The organism is Paenibacillus sp. HGF5 (assembly GCF_000204455.1).
Classification (GTDB): Bacteria; Bacillota; Bacilli; order Paenibacillales; family Paenibacillaceae; genus Paenibacillus_AQ; species Paenibacillus_AQ lautus_A.
Genome location: NZ_AEXS01000117.1, coordinates 16,147 through 41,500 on the forward strand (window position 1 = coordinate 16,147; position 25,354 = coordinate 41,500).

Genomic DNA, 25,354 nt, shown 5'->3' on the forward strand with positions numbered 1-25,354 from the left:
TTGAATAAGGGTTCATTGATTTCGATGAAGCGAAGATGCGCGGACCACTAGGCGAGTAGGCAGCTGCCGATGCAGCGCGGCGTTCGATCCGCTGCCGTCCGGCGAATCGGAGTCGTCCAGCAGGCGGAGCACATGCTCCGCGGCAAGACACCCCAGTTCATAGAAAGGAACTCTTACGCTGGTAAGCGACGGGGTGCAGAGCTCTGCAGCCTCCGAGTCGTCATAACCGACAAAGGCAGGCATTCGATCTTCTGCAATACCTAACGCGCGCAGGCCCTGCTGCAATCCGATCGCCATGCGGTCATTGGCCGCAAACACCGCTTCGATCCGGTCCAGCTTCCCGGCGATTAGCTCGGCTGCGGCATACCCGCTCTTGCGGCTGAAGTTGCCCTCGAACAGCAAGGATTCATCCGGCTTGATTCCCGCTTCGTTCAGTGCCCGGGTGTACCCCTTCAGCCGGTCGCGACTGTTGGAATACTGGGGCGGGCCATTAAGAAAAGCAATCTGCCGGAACCCCTGCCCGATCAAGTGATGAACGGCTTGATAGCTGCCTTCAACATGATCCGCATCCATGACATGAAACGCCTCGCCGTCAAAGTATTGATTAATAAGGCAATAAGGGCGGTCCGCTTCACTCAGCTGTTGGATGGCTGCGCGCTCGCCTTCATCGTCCCGGGCGCCGAGAATGATGCAGGCATCCACCTTCTGGGTACGAAACAGGTTCAAGTAATCCATCGAACCGCCGGGTTCACGGAACAGCATCAACAGGTCATGCTTGCTCTCCAGCGCCTTACTGCCGATACCGCTTAGGATCTCCGAAAAATAATAGGCGGAGAATATGCGAGCTTTCGGCAGGTAAGGCATAACCACACCAAGATTACCGCTCCTGCGCCGCGCAAAACTTCGGGCTAGCGCGCTTGGGGTATATCCAAGCCGATCCGCCGCTTCCAGCACGCGCTGCTTGGTCTCCTCCTTGATCGGCCCGACCCCGTTCAGGACGCGGGATACCGTTGCTTCCGAAACGCCGGCCAGCTGTGCTACCTCTTTACGACTAGCGATAATCATCAAGCCTCCTGAAATTTATGTACGCGCGTACATTTTCTCATGGAGCATGGCAGTTGTCAACCGCTTTCCCATCATTCATCCTATTCTTTTTGAAACCTACATATTGTTCTTGCACCGTCTTATCGGATGTGCAATAATCATCCCCATAGACTTATTAAATACGTTTAAAAAGAGTGGAAGAGGTGATTCATACGCGCAAAGAAGCTTTGCCTACGCCGCAATCCATGAAATTCGCCGTCCGGCGCGCGCTCCGTTCGTCGCTTCTGGAGCTGGGGAGCGGAACCAAAGCCGAGCTCAGCGAAAGACTCGGCATCAGCTTTCCGACGGTGAGCAAAGTTGTGGAGCTCATGGTGCAGGAAGGTGAAGTCAACCTGCTCGGACTGGATGAATCCAGCGGCGGCCGACGTGCGAACCGCTATGCTTTTAATCCGGATTACATGCTCGGTCTCGCCGTTTATTATGAGAAAGAGCAGAGCGTATACACTGTTTTTAATTGGAACGGCGACTTGCTCGAGCGGAAGGCTGAAGACGGCATCCTTCATCATGGACCGGAAGCCTTGGCTTCCCAAATGGCAAACTGGACCCGCCGTTATCCAGAGATTCGCTCCATCGCCGTTGGCATGCCGGCGGCGGTGCGGGACGGTATTATTTTTCATGTGCCGTCGTATGGAACATTCCAGGATTACAATCTCCAATCTTACCTGGAGGATCTGTTCTCCATTCCTGTCATCATAGAGAATGACATGAATGCAGCCGTGCTCGGTTACCACAATCTCAGCGGCTCGGCGGAGGCCTCCCTCATATACGTGTACCTCGGTCACAACGGGCCGGGGGCCGGACTGCTCATTAATGGAAACGTTGTTCGCGGCCGCTCGTTCTTCACGGGCGAGATCGGCTTCGTCCCGATGAGCGAGGGCAGCAATTTTCAAGACATATTGGAACGTAATCGTTCCGTGTTGAGCAGTCTCATCGAGCCGGATCAGGAGCAAATCGATGCGTTAAGCCGGCTAAGTGCCGCCTTCGCCGCGATTCTCAATCCCGATGCCATTCTGTGGTGCGAGCATAACCTCTCGCCCTCCGCCCTGCTCTCCATTAAAGAGCGTGCTTCCGCCTACGTGCCGGAGCGGCATCTTCCCGAAATGCTGCTTCGCGATTGGGAACACGACTATCTAGCCGGCTTGCAGCGGATCGCTCTGGATATGATGATATCCGATACAAGCGCAATGTAAAATTCAACAATGACGATTGGGGATTAACCGTGAATACTGACCTTCAACCAAAAACAAAACCTAAATTGAGCAAAGACTACACCCTGCATTTGGCAACGATCTTTCTCGGCTTTATCATATTTGGGATATCGGAGAATATTAAGGGGCCCGCCATTCCGCGGATCCAGTTCGATTTTCGATTGGATGAAATGCAGATCGGCACCTTGCTCTCCCTGAACGCACTCGGGTATCTGATCGCGTGCTCCTTCACCGCGCTGTTGACCCGGAAGATCGGAATCAAGTGGGTCAGCATGGCTGCCTTCGGATCGATGGCCATCTCGGGCGTGTTGATTTTCCTGTCCCACAGCTACCCGCTGTTCACCGCATCCTACTTCTTAATGTACATTGGGAACGGTATGCTGGAGATCGGCCTCGCAATATTGTCAGCCCGGATCTTTGTGCGCAATACGGGCACGATGATGAACCTGTCCCATTTCTTTTACGGTATCAGCTCAACGGTGGCCCCGATGATTGCATCCGGTCTCATGACCGTTACCGTGTTTAATTACACGTTGGATTGGCGGGGCATGTACCTGGCCATGCTGATGTTATCCATACTTCCCATGATCCCGGCACTCATGAGTAAGTTTCCCGGGGACAATCTATCCGAAACGGAACGGACTCCGCTGAAGCTGCTGGTCAAAGATCCCGCGCTGTGGCTGGTCGTTATGATCCTATCCTTCGGCGTCGTATCGGAGATGGCGGTTGGCGGATGGCTCGTCAACTTTCTTGAAAAATCGTACAAATGGGAACCTGCAGCGGCAGCCGGCATGCTATCCGCGTTCTTCCTCTGCTTCTCGGCGGCACGCCTGCTGCTTGGCCCGATCACGGACCGGATCGGCTTCACGCTGTCCATCATCATTCTATCCGGACTGACCGGAGTATGTACGTTTGTCGCGATTTTCGGCGGAGAATCCTACGCCTTCCTGTTTGCGGCGGCAGGCATCGGGATTGCCCCGATCTATCCGACGGTTATGGCTCTCATTGCCAAAAGATATCCGAATGAGAGCGACACCGCGATTACGTTCACCGTCACCATGATGGGGATCGGCAGCGTCATCGGCAATTACGCGATCGGCGCGATCACGAACGGATTCAAGCAAATGTACGGCAGCGGTACAGAGCTCGGCCTGCTGCGCGGGCTCCAGGCCGGCTATGGCTTCATTGGATTATGTGCCGTTCTGTGCTCGCTATTCGGTATCGTCTTGTACCGATATTTAAAAGTCCGCAAGCAATTAATCTGATACTCATTCCAACATGAAAGGGAGCCCTCTCAGTTTACAAGAAGGCTCCCTTTTTGTTTATCCATCGTCGGTCTGTTCCGGCCGAATTAACCCAAGTCGGGTGTGTCGACAAGCTCGATGCTTGCCGTTTCGGTATGATGCAGCTCAAATACCAAGATTTCATTCCGTCCCTGCTTCAGCAGCGGTCCAGGCAGATACAGCGCTGCTTGCGGCCCTTGCTCCCAGTAGCGCCCCAGATTGAAGCCATTGACCCAGACGACCCCTTTTCCCCATCCGTCTAAGCGGATAAACGTATCGCCAATGTCATCCACCAAGAATTCGCCGCGATAGAAGGTAGGTCGATCCTGCTGTTCCAAAGGTCCCTCCAGCGGTTGAAACGGTGCCGCATTCGGATGATCAAGCGGTAAGGGATAAATGCTCCAGTCATACAGGAACTGGTTGTTCATTCGGACTCCCTCCGTGATTCCTTTATAATCCTTCAGCTTCGGCCCGTAATTGATGCGTCCCATATTCTCGACAACGATCTCCAGCTTGGCGCCGGCTGCCGGAACATCGATTGGCAGGGCTTTGGCATCCCAACGTTCCACCGTCCCTTGATACTTTCCGTCCAGGAATACCTGTGCCCGGTCATGCACCTCTTGCAGATGCAGGGACTCCCCTTGGCGCGGCCCGGATATATGCGTTGCGTAAACCGTGAAGCCATAGCTTTGGCCCAGCCGTTCCATCGGTACGGGTGCCGTGCGTTTCTGCTCCTCGGAAAGCGCAGGCAGATGCTCCAGCAGGTCGGCATAGTGCGTCATGCTCACCGAGCCATAGCTTATTTTCTTGACAGGCTGCGGGAGGCTTGGCAAATCGGAGAGCTCTTTTCCCTGATGCTGTGCGATCGCGCTTCGAATGGCTTCGAATTTGGCCGTCACGTCCCCGCACTCCGAGAGAGGCGCATCATAATCGTAGCTGGTTAGCGTCGGCTCATACTTTTCGTGAAAATTCGCCCCGTTATAGAATCCGAAATTCGTTCCGCCATGAAACATATAGAAGTTCACGGATGCATTCAAGTCCAGCATTTCCTTGAACACGGCAGCAGCATCCTCCGCATCCCGGGTATGGTGGGGCTTCAGCCAATGATCAAACCAACCGTTCCAGTATTCCATGCACATCAGAGGATCTTCCGGACGGTACTCCCGCAGTTTATCAAAAGCCTCCTTCGTTCTTGATCCGAAATTGACCGTGGCAAGCACGCCGGGAACGGCTCCGCCCTGCAGCATTCCGTCCGTGGGACCATCCGAAGTGAACAGCAGCACGTCCACTCCCCGCTTGATCAAGCCATCCTTCAAATACTCCAGATATGCCGTATCATTTCCGTAACTCCCGTACTCGTTCTCGATTTGCATCGCAATCACGGGACCACCCTTGGAGGTCAGTAACGGAACCAATCGCGGAATCAGCTCATCATAATATTGGTCGACCTTCTCCAGATAAACCGGGTCCATGCATCGAAGCTGAATATCCGGATTTTGCAGCAGCCAGGATGGAAGTCCTCCAAATTCCCATTCTGCGCATATGTAAGGGCTCGGCCTAAGGATGACATGCAGCCCGAGATCGCCGGCGATACGGACGAACCTTTCCAGGTCGGCAATGCCATCAAACACAAATTGTCCTTCCTTCGGTTCATGCAAATTCCACGGAATATAGGTTTCCACCGTGTTCAATCCGCAGCTTCTCAGCTTCATCAGCCGATCTTCCCAATATTCCGGAACCACCCGAAAATAATGGATGGCACCAGACAAAATCTGAATCGGCTCATCCCCCAGCAGGAATTGTTGGTTAACCGCTTTCAATTGAGCTTTCATAGCTTGTTTCCTCCTAACACGTTTCATTTGCTTTCTATTGCCATCATCTATCAAAATCCCATGCTGCTCAATCTCCAAATGGGGCATTCTTTATACCTTTTGTGCCGAATCATCGTTATGGTACAATATAAGGCATCATTATCGGCGTTTTGTATGCCCAAAAGGAGCCAGCTGTCATGGATATCGCTTTTCGCTTTCCCAATATGATTCAAACGCTGCAGGTAACCGGATGCCATTTTGATTCCCAGCCGCCAGGCTGGAGTTATCCGAGGCATCACCATCACCTGTTCGAGCTGCTATACTGTCTGGAAGGCGAAGTCCTGCAGGAAATTCATCGGGATTCCATTCAGCTCCGCGAAGGGGAATGGCTTCTGATCAAATCCGGGGTGCCCCATCAAACCTCGAATGCATCCAACAAGCAGTATGGGTACTTCAATGTTCATTTCGATCTGGATGATGCAGAAATTCGAAGCTCGTTATCCGCTGCCCCTTTCCGACATATTCGCCAGCACGAAAGCGAGCGCAGCAAACTGGCTGCCTACGTTCAAGAGCTGGAGGGAATCGTCCGGCGCAGCCAGCCGGCAGCCCATTCGGTCCGTCCGGAGAACCAGCCAAGCGATTACAATCTCACGTTTGAGGACAGGCTTCTGCTCCAGTCCTACACCCTGCTCATCATCCATGATGTGCTCTCTCTCTTGAAGATGCAGGATGCGCTGAAGCCGCCCCGCGTTTTATCTGCGGCAGCAGGCACCCCTAAACCGTCCTCCCTGCTTGCAGCGGATGCGGCTCATGCCATCGAAGCGAAGCTGTCGTCGGGATTGACCGAAGAGATATCGGTCATGGCTGTGTCCCAAGAGCTTAATTTAAGCCGAAGCCAATGCTCCAAGTTGTTCCGCCAAGTGTACGGGATCTCGCCTAGACAATATATCAGCCGCCAGAAGCTCAGTCTGGCCAAAGAGCTGCTGGTCACGACCCATCTGCCGATGAACGCAATCGCCGACAAACTCGGTTTTCGCTCAGCCAGCCATTTTTCCAGGCAATTCCGCCGCTGGACCGGGCAGTCGCCGACGGAATACCGGCCCAGGCACTAAGCCATGATAAGCATTAAAGAACCTCCAATAACGAGTACCACGAAAATAGCCATCCCTTTGAGGATGGCTGTTTTTCTGTATTGGCTGGACTTCATCAATTCATATGGCATCATGATCGGATAATATAAAATCCAAGTATTTTTAGTTAGTTACTTGACATTCAATAGTTAAATTGAGTATGATACAACCTATAGTTCTCAGCTATATTTAAGTTAGTTGATAACATTTTAAACCAAAAAGACAAGGAGTGGTCTATCTCATGGGTAATTATTCTTCGGCAGGCACTTTCATTATTCGGGTGATTCTGGGGGTCATCTTTATGGCTCACGGTTTGGATAAATTCCAGAGCGGCATCGGGAATATCGAAGGATTCTTCGCAAGTCTGGGAATCCCTGCCTTTATGGCTACCGTTGTAGCCATCATCGAAATCGTGGGAGGAATTGCGCTGATTATCGGTTTGGGAACAAGAATCGCTTCTCTGGTTCTTGGGGTCGTGCTTGTCGTGGCGATTTTTCAGGCGAAGCTGGGCATGGGTTTCCTTGGTGGTTATGAACTGGATATCGCGCTGCTGGCCATGGCCGTACATCTTGTTCTTAGCGGCAGTAGCCTGCTCTCGGTTGATTCGCTGTTCAGCAAGAAGAACAAAGCCTGACGCGGACAAGAGCGTCCTCAAGGTTGTCGTGGCGGCAATTCCATGAAAAAGAGCTGTGCGCAGATTCGTTCCGAAAGGAATGAAACTGGTACAGCTCTTTTCTAGTGATCTCATGAATAGAAGCTGCCTCCCGCTTCTGCCGCTGAAGCCGGCTTGAGTTGTCTTAATAGGTTGTAAGTTTCTGTAAAGATAATGAACCATTCCCGTTCTAAAAAAGCCTGCTCCCATGATCCATCCATGAGAACAGGCCGATGACTATACGGTATTTTCTATGAAGCACTAACGGTGATCGACCAACGGTCTTGCCCCGGATACGGGCAGCGCTTGTCTTTCAGCTTCGCGGCAATCTGTACGATGCATCCGCACTGCGTACACGTGGTGTCCCCTTGCAGCTTAGGGCATGTGAAGCACGCACGAAGACGGGCATCATACTCGTCATCCGGCACGCACCGGTCCGATGAGAACATCGGGGAGGACAGCACGCGCGTGATCTGCTCATCGCTGACCCGGTAATCGTCATGACAACCTTTACACCGATTATCCGCCATGACCTTCGTTTATTCCGCCGTGATCTCAAGAACGGTAACGGACATCGGTGCCAGCTTCGCACGCAGTACGTCACCTTCCTGTTCAAATGCAGTGAATGCAGCCGGCTTGAGAACCTCCGGCGATTCAAAGGTGTTATGAGCGTCCAGCGAATCGGCGGCAAGCTGCCGGCCAACGATTTGCTTCACCGCACCGCTTAATCCCCGCAGCTGGATCTTCACGTCGCTCTGCTCCGCGTGACTAACATTACACAGGCTTACATGGATTTTTCCGGCTTCATCCCTCGAGGCTGTCACGGATACTTGCGGGATCTTCTCGCCATTCATCTCATAATCGGCCCCGCTGTGATGGGTAGCCAAACGTTCGGCATCCTGATGCACTTTATACATATCAAACACATGATAGGTCGGGGTAAGGATCATCTTCTCGCCTTCCGTCAAGATGACGGACTGCAGGACGTTGACGATCTGCGCGATGTTGGCCATCACCACCCGATCGTTATGCTCGTGGAAAATATTCAACGTCAAACCCGCCACCAGGGCATCGCGGATCGTATTCTGTTGGTACAGGAAGCCAGGGTTCGTGCCGGGCTCGACATCAAACCAGGTGCCCCACTCATCCACGATGAGCCCGATGCGCTTATTAGGATCATACTGATCCATAATCGCCGAGTGTCTCGTGATCAATTCATCCATATGGAGCGCTTTCTTCATGGTGGTGAACCATTCCTGCTCGCTGAATCCGGTGGCAGGTCCTTTGCCTGTCCAGAATTCGCCCGGAATCGTGTAATAATGAAGGCTTATGGCATCCATGTACGGATGCGCTTCCCTCATGACGGTTTCCATCCAGCGGTAATCGTCCACATTCGGTCCGCAAGCAATTTTGTAGATCTTGTTCTCGCCATAGTTGCGGACGTAAGTCTGATAGCGTCTATACAAGTCCGCATAATATTCCGGCCGCATATTTCCACCGCAGCCCCAGTTCTCGTTCCCGACACCAAAATATTTCACGTTCCACGGCTTTTCGCGGCCATTCTCCTGACGCCATGCGGCCATCGGCGACACGCCGTCAAAGGTCATGTATTCAACCCATTCCGACATCTCCTGAACGGTGCCGCTGCCGACATTGCCCGATATGTAGGGTTCGCAGCCCAAAAGCTCGCAGAGACGCAGGAATTCGTGCGTACCGAAATGGTTGTTCTCCACAACGCCGCCCCAGTGCGTATTGACCATCTGTTTCCGATTCTCCCGCGGCCCGACGCCATCTTTCCAATGGTATTCGTCGGCAAAACAACCGCCCGGCCAGCGCAGAACAGGTATATTCAGCTGTCTCAACGCATCCAGCACGTCATTGCGGATCCCTTCCGTATTAGGTATCGGCGAATCCTCGCCCACCCAGATTCCTTCATAAATGCAGCGGCCCAGATGCTCGGAGAAATGTCCATAAATATTGCGATTGATTTTGCCTTTGGATACGTCTGAATGAATGGTAATAACCTGACTCATGACTTTTTCCGCTCCTCGCTATTATTTTATAGATATTTATATGAAACAGTTTATAAATCTTTAAAACAATGATATCGATCAATTCCGATTCCGTCAACCAATAATTTAAACGCTTTCACAATATAGCCTTATTTTTCGCCAAAAAAAAGACCAGCCCAAGCCGATCTTTCGATCCAGCTTTGAGCCAGTCCTCTTTAACGCGATGCCCGATTTAAAAACTCGCGGGTCCGCTCCATCTTCGGCTGGTTAAATATTTGATCCGGCGTTCCGGCTTCGACTACTTGTCCGTGATCCATGAAGATGATCCGGTCCGCCACTTCCTTGGCAAAACTCATCTCATGCGTCACGATCACCATCGTCATGTGCTCCTCGGCCAGCTGCTTGATGACGGCCAGCACCTCGCCGGTCAGCTCGGGATCCAGTGCCGATGTCGGTTCATCGAACAGCATGATGTCCGGATTCATCATAAGCGCTCGAGCAATAGCCACGCGCTGCTTCTGACCGCCCGACAAATTTCCGGGGAGTACATCCGCTTTATCGGACAAACCGACCTTTTGCAAAAGCGCGGCGCCGTTCGCTCTTACTTCTTCTTTGCTTTGTTTCTTGACATGTTTGGGCGCAAGGCCCAGATTCTCCTGTACCGTCAGATGCGGAAACAGGTTGAAGTGCTGAAATACCATGCCCATCCGGGACGTGATCGCTTTGATCTGCTGCGGACTGGAATATGCGCCGTCCTTCACCAAATACTGATCCTGCACCTTGATCGATCCGCCGTTGATTTCCTCCAGATGCACCAGGCTGCGGAGCATGGTGCTCTTTCCCGAACCGGAAGGCCCGATGACGGCAATCACTTCATTCTTCTGAATCTCAAAGCTGACGTCCTTCAGCACGTCCAGCGAGCCGAAGGATTTTTTCAAATGGGTTACTTCGATAATTGCCATTGCGCGACAGTCCTTCTATTCATATTTGAATCGCCGTTCCAGAAATTTAAACAGCAGCGTTAACACAAGCGTCATCAGCAGGTATATCACGCCCGCAATAACAAACGGCATAATCGTGAAATCCCGATTGACCGCCGTATACGCGAAGTGCAGCAGCTCCGGCACCGCGACGGCATACAGCAGAGCCGTATCCTTCACCAGCGTAATGGATTCGTTGGATACCGCCGGCAGGGCTACGCGGAACATCTGGGGCAGAATTACTTTCGTGGTCGTCTGCCAGCGGTTCAGGCCCAGCACCTTAGAAGCTTCATATTGCCCCTTGTCAATCGCCAAGAGTCCTCCGCGGAAGATTTCCGCAAAATAAGCGGCATAGTTCAGCACGAATGCCAAGCATGCAGCTACAAAACGATCCAAAACGAGATATTCTCCGATCACCGGCAGCACCGGCAGCCCAAAGCAGAAGAACAGCAGCTGCAGCAGCAGCGGGGTACCGCGAAAAACATATATATAGGCATTGGCCAACCAAGCCAGCGGCTTGATTGCGCTTCGAACCATTAACGTGAACACAAACCCGAGCGGAATGGAGGCCAGAATGGAAATCAAGAACAACAGAATCGTGGTCTGCGCGCCCTCCAGCATCGGTTTGCCGATTTGAACGATGTAATCCATACTCATATCTGCTTAACTCCTAATGGAAAAGCTTCCGAACAGAGGAAAGTTTTCCGATGATTTCATTATATCGATCGATTGGAACACAAAACCGGAGCCTTTGGTCAAAGTCCGGTTTCTTGGAATACCTATGGGAGGTTGGATGACCAACCTATTGGGAATGCTTACTTCAAAACTTTGTCTTCCCCGAACCACTTCTCGGAAATCTTCGCGGCCGTGCCGTCGGCATTCATGTCGTCCAATGCTTTCTGCAGGCTTTCCAGCAGTTCCTCATTGCCTTTCTTCACTCCGATCCCGTACTGCTCCGGTGCCAGGGACTCCTCCAAAATCTTGTACGTTCCCTCTTCCTTGGACATGTAGTATTTCATGACCACTTCGTCAATGATCACGGCGTCTACGCGTCCATTCTTCAAATCGCTTAATGCCAGCACATTGTCGGGAAATTCGGAAATGTTCTTCACTTGCTCGTGAATGGCATTGGCGCTCAGCGCATCGGCTGCCGAGGATAGCGACTGCAATCCGACCTGTTTGCCGGCCAAATCGCCGATCGTTGCGATATCCGAATCGTTCAGCACCGCGACGACCTGACTGTTCTCCAGATAAGGCTTGGTGAACAGCACTTTCTCCTTGCGCTCATCGGTGATGGTATAACCGTTCCAGATCAAGTCAATGCGTCCGCTGCTAAGCTCGGATTCCTTCGCTTTCCAATCAATGGGCTGGAACTTGACTTCCTTGCCCATTTTCTCGGCGGCTGCGCGGGCATAATCGATATCAAAGCCGACAATCTCATTGCTCTCGTCGCGGAATCCCATGGGCGCGAACTTGTCGTCAATTCCGACCACCAGCTCATTCCCCCCGCTTGCCGAGCTCGAACAGCCGACGACAGTTAATAAAAGCATGAAGCCTGCTAACACGGATGCTATCTTTTTCACCAAAAAATCCCCCTCGTAGACGTTAAGCGCAGTCATATTCTGGGATCTATATCAATCCTCGTCCTATGCATAACTGCTTTTTCACTTTAATACGTTATCAAGACTCCATGATAGCATATTAGCAGAGAAGAGTCGATAGTTTCATAGAATGGCCACTTTTCACCACTCATCATGAAATTTATGTATTTTCATCCTATTTTAAGGTTATTTTAAGGATGATTTCAGTTTAGCGGGAAAGAATGATGGACTGTAAGACCAACAACATGAAAGGCGGTAAACAACAATGACAACCCACTTGAAGTCAGTGAAGCGGCTGGTGCTGCTAGCCATCGCTGTAGTCATGGGCCTCGCTTATCTTCCCGTCTCGGTTTCGGCGGAACCGATCGGACAGCAATCGGAATCACCGGCTGTTCCTTCGTCCAAGGACGAACGCGGGCAACATAAACCCGGCCATATGTTCAAGGCCATCTCCGAGTTTCTGAAGCTGGAGCCTCAGGTTCTCCGGGATAAACTCAAAACCTCGACCCTCGCGGAAATAGCCAAAGAGCAAGGCGTATCGAGAGAAGCCATGAAAGCCAAGATCATGGAGCTGCTGAAGGAGAAAATCGCTTCGCATCCAAAGCAGCTGGGCAAATCCATCGATTACTCCGCGGCGGCGGATAAGCTGCTTGACGCCAAGGGCGGATGGCACAAGCAGCGGATGCATCAGCGGCACGGCCGGCTGATCTCGGATAGCGACGAGCTGGCCAAGCTGCTGAAGACAACGTCGGACCAACTTAAGGCATCGCTGCAATCCGGAAAATCGCTGGCCCAGATCGCGAAGGAGCAAGGCGTGCCCGTCCAGTCCGTCATTGATCAGCAAGTCCAGGCACTCACGAAGCGCCTGGATCGGAAGTTGTCCGAGGGCAAGGTGACGAAGGAAGAATACGAGGAGCGGAAATCCAAGATAGCACCCTTCGTCAGCGACGTGGTCAACGGTAAAATCAAACCGATGAAACACCAGCACTACAGCAAAGATGCCGGTTAACGCTTGCCGTTAGGCTTAGAAACAAACATAAGAGCCGCCCATCGGTAGGATTAACCGAAATGGAGCGGCTCTTCATCAGTTCGCTTCTCTATTTTCATGATAAATTAAGGTACATACTGTTGGATGATCTTCACGACGACGCCGTCTTCAACGGTGATATGAAACGGAAACCATTTCATGTCCACGATATCATCCTTATTGTAAATGTCCGCGAATTTGCTCAGGCTCACCGGCTGATTCCAGGAAATCTGGGCATCCTCATATCGTCCGGTATGGTCGTACAGCTGGAGCAGCACTTCTGCATCGTCCGCTACTGGAAGTTCCTTATGCTCTTCCGTATCGTTCACGATATAATAGCCGTCCGGGGCCTCGGTCATCTCAGGGTCCTGCTCCCGTTCGCGGAACACCTGATTCGCTTCCTCTCCCTCATACCACTCGATTGGATCTACTAGAAGAAAGACCTTGCCGTCTTTGATTTCCAGTCCGTTTATGTAGGCAGCTTCCTGATTTGAAGCTTTCGGAACCGGCTCATAATTGTTGCCTGAGGCTACACCGACGGTTGTCATCATGATCAGGACAAGCAGCATCATTGCTCCCAATTTCCAAGCCGACTTCTTCATCTTCTCATCGCTCCCTCTCCATACTTCTACTGATAGATTAGATTTGTATCACTTTCTACCACGGAATCCGACTCAACAAACATTAATGGTCATTAACCCAATTCTTGGGATTTGAAACACGTATGTACTTGTGGTTCCTAATTCTTTCCTTCATTATACGAATCGCCGCCGTAAAAAGGATGTCATTTCGATGTAAATTCATTACAATATTTCAATTTTCGTAAGCGCTTCATATAGATTGGAGCGGGACTGCATGATCCAGAATCCGAGAAAACAGCAAAACAAAAACAAGCCGACCACGCTGATTCCTCAGTCGATGGTCTGGCTTGTTCCTATAACCAGCTATTATTGGTTGAATGCTTCGGTCAGAACCGGAACGATTTGCGATTTACGGGAAACCACGCCTTTAAGAAGCGCCTTGTTCTCCGACAGAGATACATTGTACGCTCTCTCCACGGCTTTGGACTCTTTACCGAGCGCCAGCGCGATGGAATCGTTGTTCAGGATGTCCGTCACCACGAAGACAAACAAGTCCAGGTTTTTGTCCGTAATAATCGATTGAATCGCATCCTCGAGTTCTGCTTGGCGGGACAATACATCATTCGTATCCACCGCGTTGACCTGGGCGATTTCGACTTTGGCACCGCCCATTTGGAATTCCTTGGCATCGAGGGAGATCAATTGAGCAATGGTTTTGTCGCTCAGATCGGCACCTGCCTTGAGCATGTCCAAACCATAGCTGTCGGCATCCACGCCGGCGATTTCAGCCAGCTCGCGAGCAGCAGCCACATCCTCGTCCGTGCAGGTTGGAGATTTGAACAAGAGGGAGTCCGAGATGATCGCGGACAGCATCAAGCCGGCAATTTCTTTGCGAACGGCTACGCCCTTCTCCTTATAAATCTTGTTCAGGATGGTAGCCGTGCAGCCGACAGGCTCCGCACGGTAGTACAGCGGATGGCTTGTCTCAAAATTAGCGATGCGGTGATGATCGATAACCTCGATTACGCGAACCTGATCAATGTCGCTGGCGCTTTGCTGACGCTCGTTATGGTCCACGAGAATGACGTCCTGCGCTTCGTTTGCAACCGTCTCAACGAGGCGAGGCGCCTCTACTTTGAAGAAATCGAGCGCGTACTGCGTTTCGCCGTTCACGTCGCCAAGACGCACGGGCTCGGCCGAAAGACCAAGCTGGTTCTTCAAGTCAGCATATGCAATAGCAGAGCAGATGGTGTCCGTATCCGGATTTTTGTGTCCAAAAATTAAAGTTTTAGCCATATTTAATGCCCCTCTCGCAACATGAATTTCATCGTTTATACCAATAAACAGATGATCACCTATCTGATTATAGCGTTAAATTCTACTTATTCCAATTCCTTTACAGAGATTATTTTCGGACAGCGTTTATACCAATACAATCTCCGGTTCCGGAACGAACCCGAAATGGTTGTTGATCGACTCCGAAATCAGATTCATCAAGTACAGAATGTCCGTTGCCTTTGCATGCTTCTGGTTCAGAATCATGTTGCCGTGGTGCGGAGATATGATGGCGCCTCCGTATTCGGTCCCCTTCATATTCAGCTGGTCCACGAGCGAGCCTACGGCTACCCCGTAATCGTAATTGTTCTTGAATACGGAACCGCAGGACGGATAGTCGAAATGACGCTTACTCGTCCGGTACTTAATGATGTCGAGCATCGACTGCGGCGTCTCGATTCCCCTTCCCGCCAAAGCATGGACCTCGCCCAGAAAGAACGAGAAAAAGGACGGAAGCGAGGAAGGATGGCTGCCGCGGCTCTTCCACTCCGTGAGCAGCGCCGAAGTCGAATGGATCTGCTCCTCCGAGCTGACCGGTATGTTGAGATCGGCGCCTACGATGATCCACGGATGCTGCTGGAAGATGGATTGCTTGTATGCAAATAAACAGTCTCCCGCCGCAATGGACTGCACCTTCAGGCCCGGATCCATCGTATCGATATAATATACCGTATCCAGGATATCGCAGATTTGGCGCGCATTATATTTGGCGTTCATATAGATGCCGGCGCCTACACAGCCCGGCAGCAAAAAAGTAAAGTCGAGCAAATCGGTTCCGCCCACTAACCCCATCAAGGAAAGCAGGGACATCGGCGTTCCGGATGAAACGTACCATTTGTCTCCCGAAACCTGCAGCTCCACCAGGTTTTTGAGCGAGATAAACACCAGATCGCGTTTGGGTTCATCCGGGAACAGGATGTTGGAGCCCATTCCGAAAATGTACCAAGGCAGTCCGCGTTTCTTGCAATCCTGCAGAAGATCCGCCAGGTCGGCTGCCGTTTCAGGCATGGCCAGATAATTGGCTGAGCCGCCGATCCCGTACGTCGAAAAGGCAGACAGCTCCACATTGCGCTTGCACAATCGGTCAATAGCAGATGTATGTAAAGTCATCGTAGACATGTCACTCCCTATTCTTCACATTAGGCACAACAATCCTTACTAAATGTGGGGATGTTACATCATTATGATGCAACTACTCGGGTGGTGTCAATCTGGGGCGAAATCCTGGCCATATAGCAAAAAATCCCTGGATTACGGCTCGTAGACCGTAACCAGGGATTCGTTCATCATCAGATGATCCGTTACCAAGATTTATTCGAGGAAATCCTTGAGACGCTTGCTGCGGCTCGGATGACGCAATTTACGGAGCGCCTTCGCTTCGATCTGGCGGATGCGTTCACGCGTTACGCCGAACACCTGCCCCACTTCTTCCAGCGTACGGGTCCGTCCGTCCTCGAGTCCAAAGCGAAGCCGAAGCACGTTCTCTTCACGCTCGGTAAGCGTATCGAGCACTTCCTCCAGCTGTTCCTTCAGCAGCTCGAAAGCCGCTGCATCTGCGGGTGCCAACGCATCCTGATCCTCGATGAAATCGCCCAGGTTGGAGTCGCTTTCCTCTCCGACAGGCGTTTCCAGGGACACGGGTTCCTGGGATACCTTCTGGATCTCGCGCACTTTCTCCGGCGAGATGTCCATCTCCTTGCCGATTTCTTCCGGCGTCGGTTCGCGCCCCAGCTCCTGAAGGAGCTGTCTGGAGACACGCACAAGTTTATTGATCGTTTCGACCATATGCACCGGAATCCGGATGGTTCTGGCCTGGTCGGCGATCGAGCGGGTAATCGCCTGACGAATCCACCAAGTGGCATAGGTGCTGAACTTAAAGCCCTTGGAGTAGTCGAATTTCTCCACCGCTTTGATCAAGCCCATGTTGCCTTCCTGGATCAGATCAAGGAACTGCATTCCCCGACCGGCATAGCGTCTTGCTATACTAACAACGAGACGAAGATTCGCTTCGGCCAACCGGCGTTTCGCTTCCTCATCTCCCTCCTCTATACGTTTGGACAGTTCCACTTCTTCATCGGCTGAGAGGAGGGGAACACGACCGATTTCTTTCAGGTACATGCGAACTGGATCGCTAATCTTGATGCCTGGCGGAAGCGAGAGATCGTCGTGAACCGAAAAATCCTCAGTTGGAGAATTAGCCGATTTCTCTGTATCCGTAACCTCGCGTTCCAATGCAAAATCCGCACTCTGACGGTTCTCCATTCTATGCCCCCCTGTTGACAATCCCATATTTTCATGCTAATCTAGCATTAGATCATTATGACATTAAACCAATAGTTATTTATCCTTCATTCTAGCATATTTTATAGACTATATCAACTTCTAATATATTCTAGTCCGTTGTACCCGATCTCAACTCTGAGATCGGGTTTTTATATATTCCTATTACACATGTTACGTTTACTTCATTTGATCTAGTACTGCTTTCGTATGCTGATTTAACGGCTTTATATCGGGAGCCTTCACGGGATCATCGCTTAGCTCATATTTGTGCTTTAGCTCAAGCGTCGCCCTTACCCGGTCGTTCAGCATCTCTTCCGGGATCACGCCGCTCCGGACAGCCTTGGTCAATGCCTGGATGACGGCTTCCTCCAGCGCATATTCATGTCCGATCAGTACCATGTTGCTTCCTGCGACAACGGACTTCACGGAAGCCTCGCCTACGTCCGTGCTGCCGGATATAGCGCCCATTGTCATGTCGTCCGTTATGACAACACCCTTAAATCCCAACTCTTCCCGTAACAAATCGTTGATCACGGGCTTCGAGTACGAGGATGGGGTATCCGGATCGATACTCTTCATGAGCAGATGCGCAACCATGACCACATCGGCGCCTTCATTAATCGCTTGTTGAAACGGAACCAGCTCCATTTCATGCAGACGTTTCAAGTCATGCTCCACCACGGGCAGACCGAGGTGGGAATCGACCGAAGTGTCGCCATGCCCTGGAAAATGCTTCACGACGGTAACGACTCCCTTCTCCTGTATCCCCTTCATGGAGGCAATCCCATGCTGGGTAACGGTCTCCGCCGTAGTGCCAAAGGATCGATCGCCGATGACCGGATTGTTCGGGTTGCTATGAATGTCCAGCACCGGGGCGAATACCATATTGAGCCCGAGTCCCGCAACCTTCTGCGCGATAAGGCCGCCAACGCGCTTCGTGAGCGTTAGATCCCCCTTGCTTCCGACTTTGCCGCTTGACGGCAGTTTTACATATTCCTCGGGAAAACGCGTAACCCGTCCACCCTCCTCGTCTATACTCAGCCACAAGGGCACCGGATTGGCAGCATTGGCTTCCTTCAGATCATTGAGGAGCTTTACCGACTGCTCTACGCTCTCTATATTGTCCTTGAAGAGGATAAACCCGCCAACATGGTGATCCTTCACCAATTTACGCGAAGTTTCATCGATGGCCGTTCCTTCGAGTCCGACCAGTACCAGCTGGCCGATCTTCTCCTCGACCGTCATGTCGTTCATAAGTGCAGCGATCTCATCTTCGGTTTCGTTCGGAGGCAGGCTGCCGCTCTCGCTTTCATTGTCGGCACTGCCTGATGGAGGCTCGGTTTCGTTGTCATTCTCTTGAGAAGGCGGGTTCTGGTCCTGTCCTAGCTCCGATGGCGAAGTTCCTTGGCCATCATTCCCCACATTCCCCGTCTCCGAACGGCCCTGGCAACCTGCCAGAACCAGCAGCAAGATGACAACCAGCATCGTTAAGCTCATCCATGGTGTCCTTCGCTTCAACATTGTCACCTTCCTTCATGTTCACACTACTGTATTCGCCCTCTGTCCCGCAGAGTCCTTCCATCATAACATGATTTCGTTAAGGGCCAAAACGAACCACAACGAAAGCCCCGTTGCAAAACAAGAAGAAAAGAGCCGCAGCGATGGCGGCCCTTCCTCTTCTATTTAAGCAGTCCGAGCTGACGGGCCTGCTCCTCCGTCAATATAAACTGCTCCGTCTCCCATACTTCATCCTCGTCCGTTCTTCCGAACATCAGCATGATATCGTCCCATATATTCTTTTGCATCGCCTCGGCTTGCGTGATAATAACCTTCATGTCTGCCTCATTCCTTTCCTTGGGTTCATCCCTACTATTACATAATAAAACCATGGAGGGCAGATTAGAATCGATAAGCAAAGCAAAAGCCTGCAAATAGTATCTGCAGGCTGGGGCTGAAGTATAACTAAGAATAGGCAGGATGGTGTTTAATCCATGACATGGCAATGGTGCCTTCGCCTGCATGGATGCCTGCAACAGGGATAAAGGTCATGATTTCGGTCTTAAGCGACGGATGGGCCCCGCTGATTTCCTTCTGGATCTCCTCGGCCACTTCAACGTTGTTCGCGTGCATGATGCACACCTTCTTAATTTTCTGTATGTCTGTTTTCATGATATCGATCATTTTCTGCTTGGCTTTCTTAAACGTCCGGATCTTCTCCTCCACAATGACTTTGCCTTCGTCAAAACGGAGCAGCAGATGTATGCGGAGCAAATTGCTTAGCAGCAGCTGCGTGCCGGACACCCGGCCGCTGATATGAAGTCGATGCAGGCTTGCCGGTATGAGATAGAACGACATGTTGTGCACCATGGACTGAATTTTATCCTTTATCACCTGTACGGTATCCCCCTGGCTGTGCCAGTGAATGCCGGACATAATCATTTCGCGCACCGGAAACGCTCCCGCTTGAGAGTCGATGCCAACCACGGGTACATCGGCAATCTCGGCCGCCTGCAGGGAAGAATTCAAAGTTCCGCTGAGCTCTGAAGAACAGTGAATCGCAATAATATCGTCATACTTCACTTTCAGGGTTTCGTAAAGCTCAATGAATTCACCGATCGGAGGCTGGGAGCTGCTGACTTTCGGCTCGTCTTTCATCCGTTCATAAAAGGCTTCTGCCGATATGTCGATTCCTTCCCTGTAGGCCTCTTGCCCCAGAATCAACCTCAAAGGCACAATGTAAATATGATGCTTCTTGGCGAATTCAGGGTCGATCGTGCTCGTGCTGTCGGTTACCCATGCAATGGATCTCATGATCGTGTTCACGTCTCGCTTTCGTGTAGTAAGAAGTAGGAATGGAAGCGATTTAAGCCGCTCATTTCATCATATCTTACCCTTGCGGCGCATTGCAAATGGAAGGGGGACGATTTCGCGTCCTACGCCTGGGTTCGCCACACAAAAGCCTTATTTTCTGTCTCCGTTATACCCTTTTTCCCCAAAAGGTTCCAGCCGTTCGATCCAATAGGCTTCCCGCTTGCTGACCGCTCCCTTCAAATCGAAGAACGGGTCTTCCTTCGGCTCAATCTTCTCCAGGATCTCAAAAACAAACGCATCCTCTCCATACTCCTTCCAATCCTGCTGAAGCGGCTTGTTGTAGCTTGTCCCCATCTGCAGCTCGAAGCGCTTGCCGTTCATGGTTTTCAGATTGTTCGTTCCGGCGACGAATATTTTACCATTCTTCGTGTTCCGAATTTGATACACGCCGGCTTCAATCTTGATCTCCTTGTACATCTGATTCAGTTCCTGTCTGCGATTCATGGCCTTAACGCCTCCTTCTTGCTTTCATTTATGTCGTTAGCCAGTACTGGCTTCCATCATCCTTGCGATCCAAAAAACCATATTCGATCAAATATCGGCGAATGGTCACATAATCGGGATTGTCTCTTCCGATCGTATCGTTGATTTCCTGCTCGGAATACAAGACATCGGGTTTAAAACGGGCAGCGATTTCGCGCAGCACGACGTACTTCTGCTTCTCTTTAAGCTTAAAAGTCTTCAACGGGCCATCGTTCCCCTCGGGGAATGCCTTGGCCAGGATCGATTGCCTCTCTTCTTCCGTAACATTGTAGCGTTCATCGATCATTTTGGCCTGTTTGGGGATTTCCACGAACGCCGGAGCATGACTGTCCTTTTCCTTCAACAGCTCCATCAAGGTCAGCAGCACCTTGGACTGCCTCTCCTTCTCCTTCAAGGCAAACCGGTGATTGCGTATCGTCGACGCGCTGCCGATGCCGAGCTCCTGCTGGACCTCTCTGTCGTTCATGCCTTGATAGAAGAGCTGCAGCAGCCGGTTCTGATGCTCGGTCAGTCCGGTCAGCTTCTTATCGAGGCCGGACAGATACTGAAACACGGAGCCATGCTCCCGGCGGATATGTACGGTCATGTATCGTTCCGATTCGTACAGCACATCCTCATCCGGGTAGATGATCCCTTTCTCCAGCGTCTTGCCGCACAAGAGACATACCCAGACGGGGCCTTCGTCGATATAGCCTTGTTTAAGTTCATCTATGGAAGCATTCCAGAAGCGTTCATTAAGGTCCATCGCACACACCACTTCCCCCAAAGTTATTTATATAGACATTTTATATTTTTGTCTATAGCATGTCAATCTAGCCCCACGACGATATAATATTTCTTCCTCCCTCCCGTGGAACCTGCTAGAATAGAGGTTGCTGCTGTAAAATTTAGGGGGTATCATCATGGGATTCATACAACAGTCGGCAAAAGAAATGCGTTCTTGGCCGCGCAACATCAAGCTGTTTTTTCTAGCTAACGTGCTGTATCAGTTCGGTACCGGCATGTTCAGCGTGCTCTACAATTTGTACATACAAGGCCTGGGTTATAACGACTCCATGAATGGAACAGTGGTCAGTATTCAATCCCTCGCCACGGCATTGATGTTTATCCCGATCGGCTTGATCGGCGACCGCGGAAGCCGCAAGCGAATCCTGGTCCTTGGCGCGTTGTTAAGCGGCGCCGGACTGATTGCCCGAGCCTTTCTGGCGAGTGAGTTCAGCTTGCTTGGTCTCGCGGTATACACCGGACTGTTCTCATCCTTTTTTCAGGTGCTGGCGATTCCGTTTCTGGCAGAAAATACGGCGAAATCGGCTCGCATGCGCATCTTTAGCATCCATGCCTCGCTTGTGCTTGCTTCTCAAGTGTTAGGCAGCATGGGAGGCGGCTTCCTGGCGGATGCCCTGCAGGCATTCGGCCTGAACAAGGTCGACAGCTTGAAAACAGCGCTGTTCATCGGCGGTCTGGCAACCTTTGCGGCATTTATCCCGCTCTTGTTCACGACCGACAAGAACGCCGCGCATGCATGGCCGCTGGATGCACCCATCCCCGATCAACCCGTGCGCCCTGGAGGAGCGGTTACCGCCTCCGGGATCGGAGATTTCAAAGTCATTGGGCAGTTCGCGCTTGCCCAGCTGTTAATCGGCCTCGGATCCGGACTGGTCGTTCCTTATTTGAATTTGTATTTTACCAACCGTTTCTCGGTATCGCTATCCGCGATTGGGATTCTGATATCGCTCGGACAAGTCATGACGATCGTATCCATGCTGATCGGCCCTACGCTGGTGAATCGGGTAGGAGCCGTCAAAGCCGTGGTACTCTTTCAAGTCCTATCCTTGCCCTTCCTGTTGTTAACCGGCTTCACGAATGTCCTCCTCATCGCATCGGTCGGCTTCCTGTTCCGTCAAGCCTTGATGAATGCGGCCAATCCGATACAGTCGTCGATTCTGATCGACCGCGTACCGGATCACCGGAGAGGCATCGCCAATTCGGTCACGCAAACCGCCTTTATGCTGGGCTGGGCGACCATGGGGCCCGTACAGTCGAAATTGGTCACCACTTACGGCAGCTATTGGGGATACGCGATCACCTTCTGCATTACCGGAACGCTGTACGTCGTTTCCTCGTTCCTGTACTACCGAATGTTCCGCGAACGCAAGGGCAGCGGTCTTTCCCCGGATGCCTCCGCTACTCTCTAGCCTCGACCCGCAGCGGTTTGACATGGGGCGGGACATCCCGTTCGCCTGCAGCAACGGTCCGGGCCTGAAAGCTTCCCTTATACCGGAAGACAGGCCCTAATAACGGATTGACCACCTCAACGGATATCCGGTATTGCTGATCTCCGTCATCATACCATTCGCATACATCGGCCGTTCCGGTGAGCCACCGGGGAAATCGAAACTGCAGCCGCCCTTCATAAAACCTCTGCTCCCCCGATCGAATGCGAATTCCGCCATGCTCCGCGGCAGCGATCCAAAGATCGACTGCCAAGTGCTGTTTGTTTCCCAAATAATCCACGACGCGGCTGCGCTGTGCGCTATAAATCATCGTGGCATCAAATCGTCTTTGTATGCCAGGAAAATCAAAGCTTCGGCACCACGTCACCGTCTCTCTTCCCCAGTCATCCGGATAAGCGTAGTTCTCAATCCGAAACGGGATCCCTTTCCCTCGGCTAGGAAACATGATATGCCGCATCGTTCCTATATAAAGCGGCAGCGCCGCCCATGGAGCGTACCAGATTTCTTCCATGATGCCTTCGCCGATCGAAGCGACGTTATCCTTGCTGTCAAACCCGAACCGCTCCTGGATTTTAGGATGAAGCTTGTGAAACTGGCTTCCAAGCGCCTGCTCATAGATCGAGGTCATGTTCTTTCACTCCTTTGCCGGATGTATGCCCGCGGACCGGTCTTTGTCTTCGAACCGGACGGTAAGCGCTTGGCAAGTCCGATGCGGACAGCGAAGCCATGAAGCAGAACCCAATCATCGACCCGCTAAGCGTTAACGGATTGAACGGGGCTTTCATTAACTCGGCATCCGTCATCCATGCTCCAAGCATCAAGATCGCAAGCAAGAACATGATCAGCCTGTACCACATCCGGTTCTTGTGAAAGAGCAATGTTAATAAACCGACGCCAATCTCGGTGATCCCAAGCAAAGTTAGTATCACCCCTTCCTGTCCGCCTGCCAAGCCCGACTGCCTCAGCAGATCAAGCTCTCCCGCTTCCGGGAACAGAAGCTTCGGAACCAGTCCTTCATAACACCATAGAACAACCAGCATAAACACACTTAAAGCGTGGATGATTGCCTTCCGGATCGTGACCGTAGGCGGAATATCCTTCTCGGCCCATAATCGGAGCACATCGAAGCTCCAAGCCGTCGCTGCGCCGAATAAAGGCCGAAACAGCAGCCGGTCAAACCAGGCCCCCGGCATGCCGAACCGCGTCCTGTAATCGTATTGGGTCGAGAAACGGATGACGCCGCTGCCGCTGTCGGCGTATTTCCAATATCCGCTCCCCTCCTTAACCAGGGAAATCCGCTGATCCGAGCCGAATCGCAGCACCGAGATCCGGTTCCCGGTCTTCGGGTGCACGGCCGTTTTCGTAGCACCCGTTCCCGTAACTTCCAGTCCGAATCCAATGCGGGTTTTATATAAAAACCGCTGGACGTCCGAATCAGCCTGCGGCAAATCATGAATCTCGGAAAAACGCAAATCCCACTGTTGATGCAGCTCGGGTCTCTGTGTCAATGACCACAATGTTTCCATATCCGTCTTGATGTCGAGTTCAACATAGATCGGATTTCTCTTCATGCGCACTCAGCTCCTAATGGATAACCCTTCTCGATGACAGCCGGGCCCCTCTATTTACAAGTCATTTTACCGCTGAGGGGGATTCTCCGTTAGACCTCACTTTTATAGAACAAACGAAGAAGAGGTACTACGTTTCGTAGTACCTCTTCCATTTCTTCCATATGATCCGTCTTCCGTCCCGAAGCTAGTTGTCGTTCTCTCTGACGATCCCTTTTCGGCGGACCTTCTCCACGGCCTCCCTGCTGCTCCTCACCCCGAGCTTTTTCAGAATTTTATTGATCTGATTCTTGAGCGTGCTCTCGGTTTTGAACAGCTTCTTCTCCATTTGGGAATGGGTGTAACCCTCATCCAACAGATCAAACACTTCACGTTCCGCCGGCGTTAAGCTCCGCAGCTGTTCTTCCCGCTTGAGGCGGGCAAATTCCTTGAGCAGCACCTCCATCGATCCCGGTTGATGAACGGCGCTTCGGATTGCGGCCGGCAATTCCTCGAAATTTGATTTCTCAATGTAATTGACGGCTCCGGCCGTATAGGATTGCGTGATCACCAACTCGTCATCCAGCGAGGTCAGCATGATCACCTTGGCATCGGGCTTTCGTTCAAGGATTTCTGCAGCCGCATAGATGCCGTCGAGTCGGCCCGCCGTCAGCTGAATATCCATAAGCACGATATCGAAGGACAGGACTTGCGCCATCGCAATCGCTTGTTCGGGGGACTCGGCCGCGCCGACCACGATCATATCCTCCTGCGCATTCAGAAAAACGGTCATCGATTTAATCCAATCCGGATCGTCCTCGACCAGAAAGACGTGTATTCGATTCAAGGCTCTTCCCTCCCGGATAAACGAATGATTTTGCTGCGGGGAAAATATAACGTGATTTCGGTACCGACCGATTCGCGGCTCTCCAATCCCACGGAGCCGCCGCTTTTCTTCATCACGTTGTACGCATAGGTAAGGCCAAGTCCGAAGTTTGATTTCCTGTGGCCCTTGGTGCTGTAGAACGGTTCAAACACAAGCGTCTGCTGCTCTTCCGGAATGCCCATGCCGTTATCCTTCACGGAAATCGCGGCACCCTTGCGGTCTGCCGTTACCGTCAACGCGATCACTCCTCCATTAGGCATCGCCTCGACGCTATTGCTTATGAGATTGCTGATCGCTTCCTTCAAGTGGACGGCATCCGCAAGCAG

General features: G+C 51.7%; 25 protein-coding genes and 1 pseudogene. 6 read left to right on the forward strand and 20 right to left on the reverse strand.

The genetic code is table 11. The features are described 5' to 3' along the window. Positions 1-12: 12 nt before the first annotated feature. Complete coding sequence (locus HMPREF9412_RS18125; RefSeq protein WP_009593142.1) at positions 13-1,065, reverse strand: LacI family DNA-binding transcriptional regulator; 1,053 nt, start codon at positions 1,063-1,065, stop codon at positions 13-15. Positions 1,066-1,247: 182 nt separating this feature from the next. Here HMPREF9412_RS18125 and HMPREF9412_RS18130 point away from each other — a divergent pair, with 182 nt between their 5' ends. Next, a complete protein-coding gene (locus HMPREF9412_RS18130; protein WP_009593124.1) occupies positions 1,248-2,294 on the forward strand; it encodes an ROK family transcriptional regulator in 1,047 nt (348 codons plus the stop codon). A gap of 29 nt (positions 2,295-2,323) precedes the next feature. Next, a complete protein-coding gene (locus tag HMPREF9412_RS18135) occupies positions 2,324-3,577 on the forward strand; it encodes an MFS transporter (RefSeq protein WP_009593128.1) in 1,254 nt (417 codons plus the stop codon). Positions 3,578-3,663: 86 nt separating this feature from the next. Here the strand turns inward: HMPREF9412_RS18135 and HMPREF9412_RS18140 are convergent, their stop codons facing one another. Next, on the reverse strand, positions 3,664-5,427 hold the full coding sequence (locus tag HMPREF9412_RS18140) for a beta-galactosidase (RefSeq protein ID WP_009593143.1): 1,764 nt from the start codon (positions 5,425-5,427) through the stop codon (positions 3,664-3,666). A gap of 176 nt (positions 5,428-5,603) precedes the next feature. On the opposite strand from HMPREF9412_RS18140, the gene HMPREF9412_RS18145 reads away from it, so the two are divergent. Next, positions 5,604-6,518 carry an AraC family transcriptional regulator gene (locus tag HMPREF9412_RS18145; RefSeq protein ID WP_009593112.1) on the forward strand — a complete coding sequence of 305 codons (915 nt, stop codon included), beginning with the start codon at positions 5,604-5,606 and terminating at the stop codon, positions 6,516-6,518. A 259-nt stretch (positions 6,519-6,777) separates the two neighbouring features. After that, positions 6,778-7,170, forward strand: coding sequence for a DoxX family protein (locus tag HMPREF9412_RS18150; protein WP_009593117.1), 393 nt, complete (start codon positions 6,778-6,780; stop codon positions 7,168-7,170). A gap of 269 nt (positions 7,171-7,439) precedes the next feature. Here HMPREF9412_RS18150 and HMPREF9412_RS32130 read toward each other — a convergent pair whose 3' ends face one another. The 5 genes from HMPREF9412_RS32130 to HMPREF9412_RS18170 all read right to left on the reverse strand — a co-directional run bounded on the left by HMPREF9412_RS32130 (position 7,440) and on the right by HMPREF9412_RS18170 (position 11,763). After that, complete coding sequence (locus HMPREF9412_RS32130) at positions 7,440-7,718, reverse strand: DUF6171 family protein (RefSeq protein ID WP_009593129.1); 279 nt, start codon at positions 7,716-7,718, stop codon at positions 7,440-7,442. Between the two features lie 9 nt (positions 7,719-7,727). Further along, on the reverse strand, positions 7,728-9,221 hold the full coding sequence (locus tag HMPREF9412_RS18155) for an alpha-N-arabinofuranosidase (RefSeq protein WP_009593122.1): 1,494 nt from the start codon (positions 9,219-9,221) through the stop codon (positions 7,728-7,730). Positions 9,222-9,415: 194 nt separating this feature from the next. Beyond that, positions 9,416-10,162 carry an amino acid ABC transporter ATP-binding protein gene (locus HMPREF9412_RS18160; RefSeq protein WP_009593126.1) on the reverse strand — a complete coding sequence of 249 codons (747 nt, stop codon included), beginning with the start codon at positions 10,160-10,162 and terminating at the stop codon, positions 9,416-9,418. A gap of 15 nt (positions 10,163-10,177) precedes the next feature. Continuing rightward, entirely contained in the window at positions 10,178-10,837 is a 660-nt protein-coding gene (locus tag HMPREF9412_RS18165; protein ID WP_009593110.1) for an amino acid ABC transporter permease, read from the reverse strand. A gap of 158 nt (positions 10,838-10,995) precedes the next feature. Next, positions 10,996-11,763 carry an amino acid ABC transporter substrate-binding protein gene (locus HMPREF9412_RS18170; RefSeq protein WP_036672668.1) on the reverse strand — a complete coding sequence of 256 codons (768 nt, stop codon included), beginning with the start codon at positions 11,761-11,763 and terminating at the stop codon, positions 10,996-10,998. Between the two features lie 283 nt (positions 11,764-12,046). Here HMPREF9412_RS18170 and HMPREF9412_RS18175 point away from each other — a divergent pair, with 283 nt between their 5' ends. After that, positions 12,047-12,790, forward strand: coding sequence for a hypothetical protein (locus tag HMPREF9412_RS18175; protein WP_009593114.1), 744 nt, complete (start codon positions 12,047-12,049; stop codon positions 12,788-12,790). Between the two features lie 104 nt (positions 12,791-12,894). On the opposite strand, the gene HMPREF9412_RS18180 is transcribed toward HMPREF9412_RS18175, so the two are convergent. From HMPREF9412_RS18180 to HMPREF9412_RS18215, 9 genes and pseudogenes are all read right to left on the reverse strand, one after another. Next, positions 12,895-13,410: a hypothetical protein gene (locus HMPREF9412_RS18180; RefSeq protein ID WP_009593127.1), complete on the reverse strand. Its 516-nt coding sequence runs from the start codon at positions 13,408-13,410 to the stop codon at positions 12,895-12,897. A 345-nt stretch (positions 13,411-13,755) separates the two neighbouring features. After that, positions 13,756-14,685, reverse strand: a complete 930-nt coding sequence (locus tag HMPREF9412_RS18185) for a manganese-dependent inorganic pyrophosphatase (protein ID WP_009593146.1) — start codon at positions 14,683-14,685, stop codon at positions 13,756-13,758. A 126-nt stretch (positions 14,686-14,811) separates the two neighbouring features. Next, a complete protein-coding gene (locus tag HMPREF9412_RS18190) occupies positions 14,812-15,834 on the reverse strand; it encodes a UDP-N-acetylmuramate dehydrogenase (RefSeq protein WP_009593113.1) in 1,023 nt (340 codons plus the stop codon). A gap of 201 nt (positions 15,835-16,035) precedes the next feature. Continuing rightward, positions 16,036-16,980: pseudogene (rpoD, locus tag HMPREF9412_RS18195) on the reverse strand (RNA polymerase sigma factor RpoD); the annotation flags it as partial. Positions 16,981-17,184: 204 nt separating this feature from the next. Next, entirely contained in the window at positions 17,185-18,528 is a 1,344-nt protein-coding gene (nagZ, locus tag HMPREF9412_RS18200) for a beta-N-acetylhexosaminidase (protein ID WP_009593134.1), read from the reverse strand. Positions 18,529-18,686: 158 nt separating this feature from the next. Further along, entirely contained in the window at positions 18,687-18,842 is a 156-nt protein-coding gene (locus tag HMPREF9412_RS32965) for a hypothetical protein (RefSeq protein ID WP_009593107.1), read from the reverse strand. 127 nt (positions 18,843-18,969) lie between these two features. Beyond that, positions 18,970-19,818: a DegV family protein gene (locus HMPREF9412_RS18205; RefSeq protein WP_036672671.1), complete on the reverse strand. Its 849-nt coding sequence runs from the start codon at positions 19,816-19,818 to the stop codon at positions 18,970-18,972. Positions 19,819-19,968: 150 nt separating this feature from the next. Continuing rightward, positions 19,969-20,322 (reverse strand): GIY-YIG nuclease family protein, encoded by a 354-nt coding sequence (locus HMPREF9412_RS18210; protein WP_009593132.1) that lies wholly within the window; start codon positions 20,320-20,322, stop codon positions 19,969-19,971. Positions 20,323-20,350: 28 nt separating this feature from the next. After that, the gene (locus HMPREF9412_RS18215; protein ID WP_009593139.1) at positions 20,351-21,106 is read right to left on the reverse strand and encodes a DUF2087 domain-containing protein; all 756 of its coding nucleotides are present in this window, start codon (positions 21,104-21,106) and stop codon (positions 20,351-20,353) included. Between the two features lie 157 nt (positions 21,107-21,263). Between HMPREF9412_RS18215 and HMPREF9412_RS18220 the strand changes: the two genes are divergently transcribed. After that, positions 21,264-22,556 carry an MFS transporter gene (locus HMPREF9412_RS18220; protein WP_009593120.1) on the forward strand — a complete coding sequence of 431 codons (1,293 nt, stop codon included), beginning with the start codon at positions 21,264-21,266 and terminating at the stop codon, positions 22,554-22,556. Here HMPREF9412_RS18220 and HMPREF9412_RS18225 read toward each other — a convergent pair. The 4 genes from HMPREF9412_RS18225 to HMPREF9412_RS18240 form a co-directional block, all read right to left on the reverse strand. Further along, a complete protein-coding gene (locus tag HMPREF9412_RS18225; protein ID WP_009593109.1) occupies positions 22,546-23,223 on the reverse strand; it encodes a DUF4166 domain-containing protein in 678 nt (225 codons plus the stop codon). The two genes, HMPREF9412_RS18220 and HMPREF9412_RS18225, sit on opposite strands and share 11 nt — an antisense overlap. Beyond that, positions 23,207-24,166 (reverse strand): DoxX-like family protein, encoded by a 960-nt coding sequence (locus HMPREF9412_RS18230; RefSeq protein WP_009593118.1) that lies wholly within the window; start codon positions 24,164-24,166, stop codon positions 23,207-23,209. The genes HMPREF9412_RS18225 and HMPREF9412_RS18230 overlap by 17 nt, the downstream gene beginning before the upstream one ends. A gap of 184 nt (positions 24,167-24,350) precedes the next feature. After that, on the reverse strand, positions 24,351-24,989 hold the full coding sequence (locus HMPREF9412_RS18235) for a response regulator transcription factor (RefSeq protein WP_009593106.1): 639 nt from the start codon (positions 24,987-24,989) through the stop codon (positions 24,351-24,353). Continuing rightward, positions 24,986-25,354: sensor histidine kinase (locus HMPREF9412_RS18240; protein WP_009593123.1), on the reverse strand; the 369-nt coding region annotated here is incomplete at its 5' end. The genes HMPREF9412_RS18240 and HMPREF9412_RS18235, both read right to left, overlap by 4 nt.

Coding starts and splice junctions, on each gene's coding strand:
- HMPREF9412_RS18125 (WP_009593142.1), bottom strand. CDS start 1,065: ATGATTATCGCTAGTCGTAAAGAGGTAGCACAGCTGGCCGGCGTTTCG.
- HMPREF9412_RS18140 (WP_009593143.1), bottom strand. CDS start 5,427: ATGAAAGCTCAATTGAAAGCGGTTAACCAACAATTCCTGCTGGGGGAT.
- HMPREF9412_RS18145 (WP_009593112.1), top strand. CDS start 5,604: ATGGATATCGCTTTTCGCTTTCCCAATATGATTCAAACGCTGCAGGTA.
- HMPREF9412_RS18150 (WP_009593117.1), top strand. CDS start 6,778: ATGGGTAATTATTCTTCGGCAGGCACTTTCATTATTCGGGTGATTCTG.
- HMPREF9412_RS32130 (WP_009593129.1), bottom strand. CDS start 7,718: ATGGCGGATAATCGGTGTAAAGGTTGTCATGACGATTACCGGGTCAGC.
- HMPREF9412_RS18155 (WP_009593122.1), bottom strand. CDS start 9,221: ATGAGTCAGGTTATTACCATTCATTCAGACGTATCCAAAGGCAAAATC.
- HMPREF9412_RS18160 (WP_009593126.1), bottom strand. CDS start 10,162: ATGGCAATTATCGAAGTAACCCATTTGAAAAAATCCTTCGGCTCGCTG.
- HMPREF9412_RS18165 (WP_009593110.1), bottom strand. CDS start 10,837: ATGAGTATGGATTACATCGTTCAAATCGGCAAACCGATGCTGGAGGGC.
- HMPREF9412_RS18175 (WP_009593114.1), top strand. CDS start 12,047: ATGACAACCCACTTGAAGTCAGTGAAGCGGCTGGTGCTGCTAGCCATC.
- HMPREF9412_RS18180 (WP_009593127.1), bottom strand. CDS start 13,410: ATGAAGAAGTCGGCTTGGAAATTGGGAGCAATGATGCTGCTTGTCCTG.
- HMPREF9412_RS18185 (WP_009593146.1), bottom strand. CDS start 14,685: ATGGCTAAAACTTTAATTTTTGGACACAAAAATCCGGATACGGACACC.
- HMPREF9412_RS18190 (WP_009593113.1), bottom strand. CDS start 15,834: ATGACTTTACATACATCTGCTATTGACCGATTGTGCAAGCGCAATGTG.
- nagZ (WP_009593134.1), bottom strand. CDS start 18,528: ATGTTGAAGCGAAGGACACCATGGATGAGCTTAACGATGCTGGTTGTC.
- HMPREF9412_RS32965 (WP_009593107.1), bottom strand. CDS start 18,842: ATGAAGGTTATTATCACGCAAGCCGAGGCGATGCAAAAGAATATATGG.
- HMPREF9412_RS18205 (WP_036672671.1), bottom strand. CDS start 19,818: ATGAGATCCATTGCATGGGTAACCGACAGCACGAGCACGATCGACCCT.
- HMPREF9412_RS18210 (WP_009593132.1), bottom strand. CDS start 20,322: ATGAATCGCAGACAGGAACTGAATCAGATGTACAAGGAGATCAAGATT.
- HMPREF9412_RS18215 (WP_009593139.1), bottom strand. CDS start 21,106: ATGGACCTTAATGAACGCTTCTGGAATGCTTCCATAGATGAACTTAAA.
- HMPREF9412_RS18220 (WP_009593120.1), top strand. CDS start 21,264: ATGGGATTCATACAACAGTCGGCAAAAGAAATGCGTTCTTGGCCGCGC.
- HMPREF9412_RS18225 (WP_009593109.1), bottom strand. CDS start 23,223: ATGACCTCGATCTATGAGCAGGCGCTTGGAAGCCAGTTTCACAAGCTT.
- HMPREF9412_RS18230 (WP_009593118.1), bottom strand. CDS start 24,166: ATGAAGAGAAATCCGATCTATGTTGAACTCGACATCAAGACGGATATG.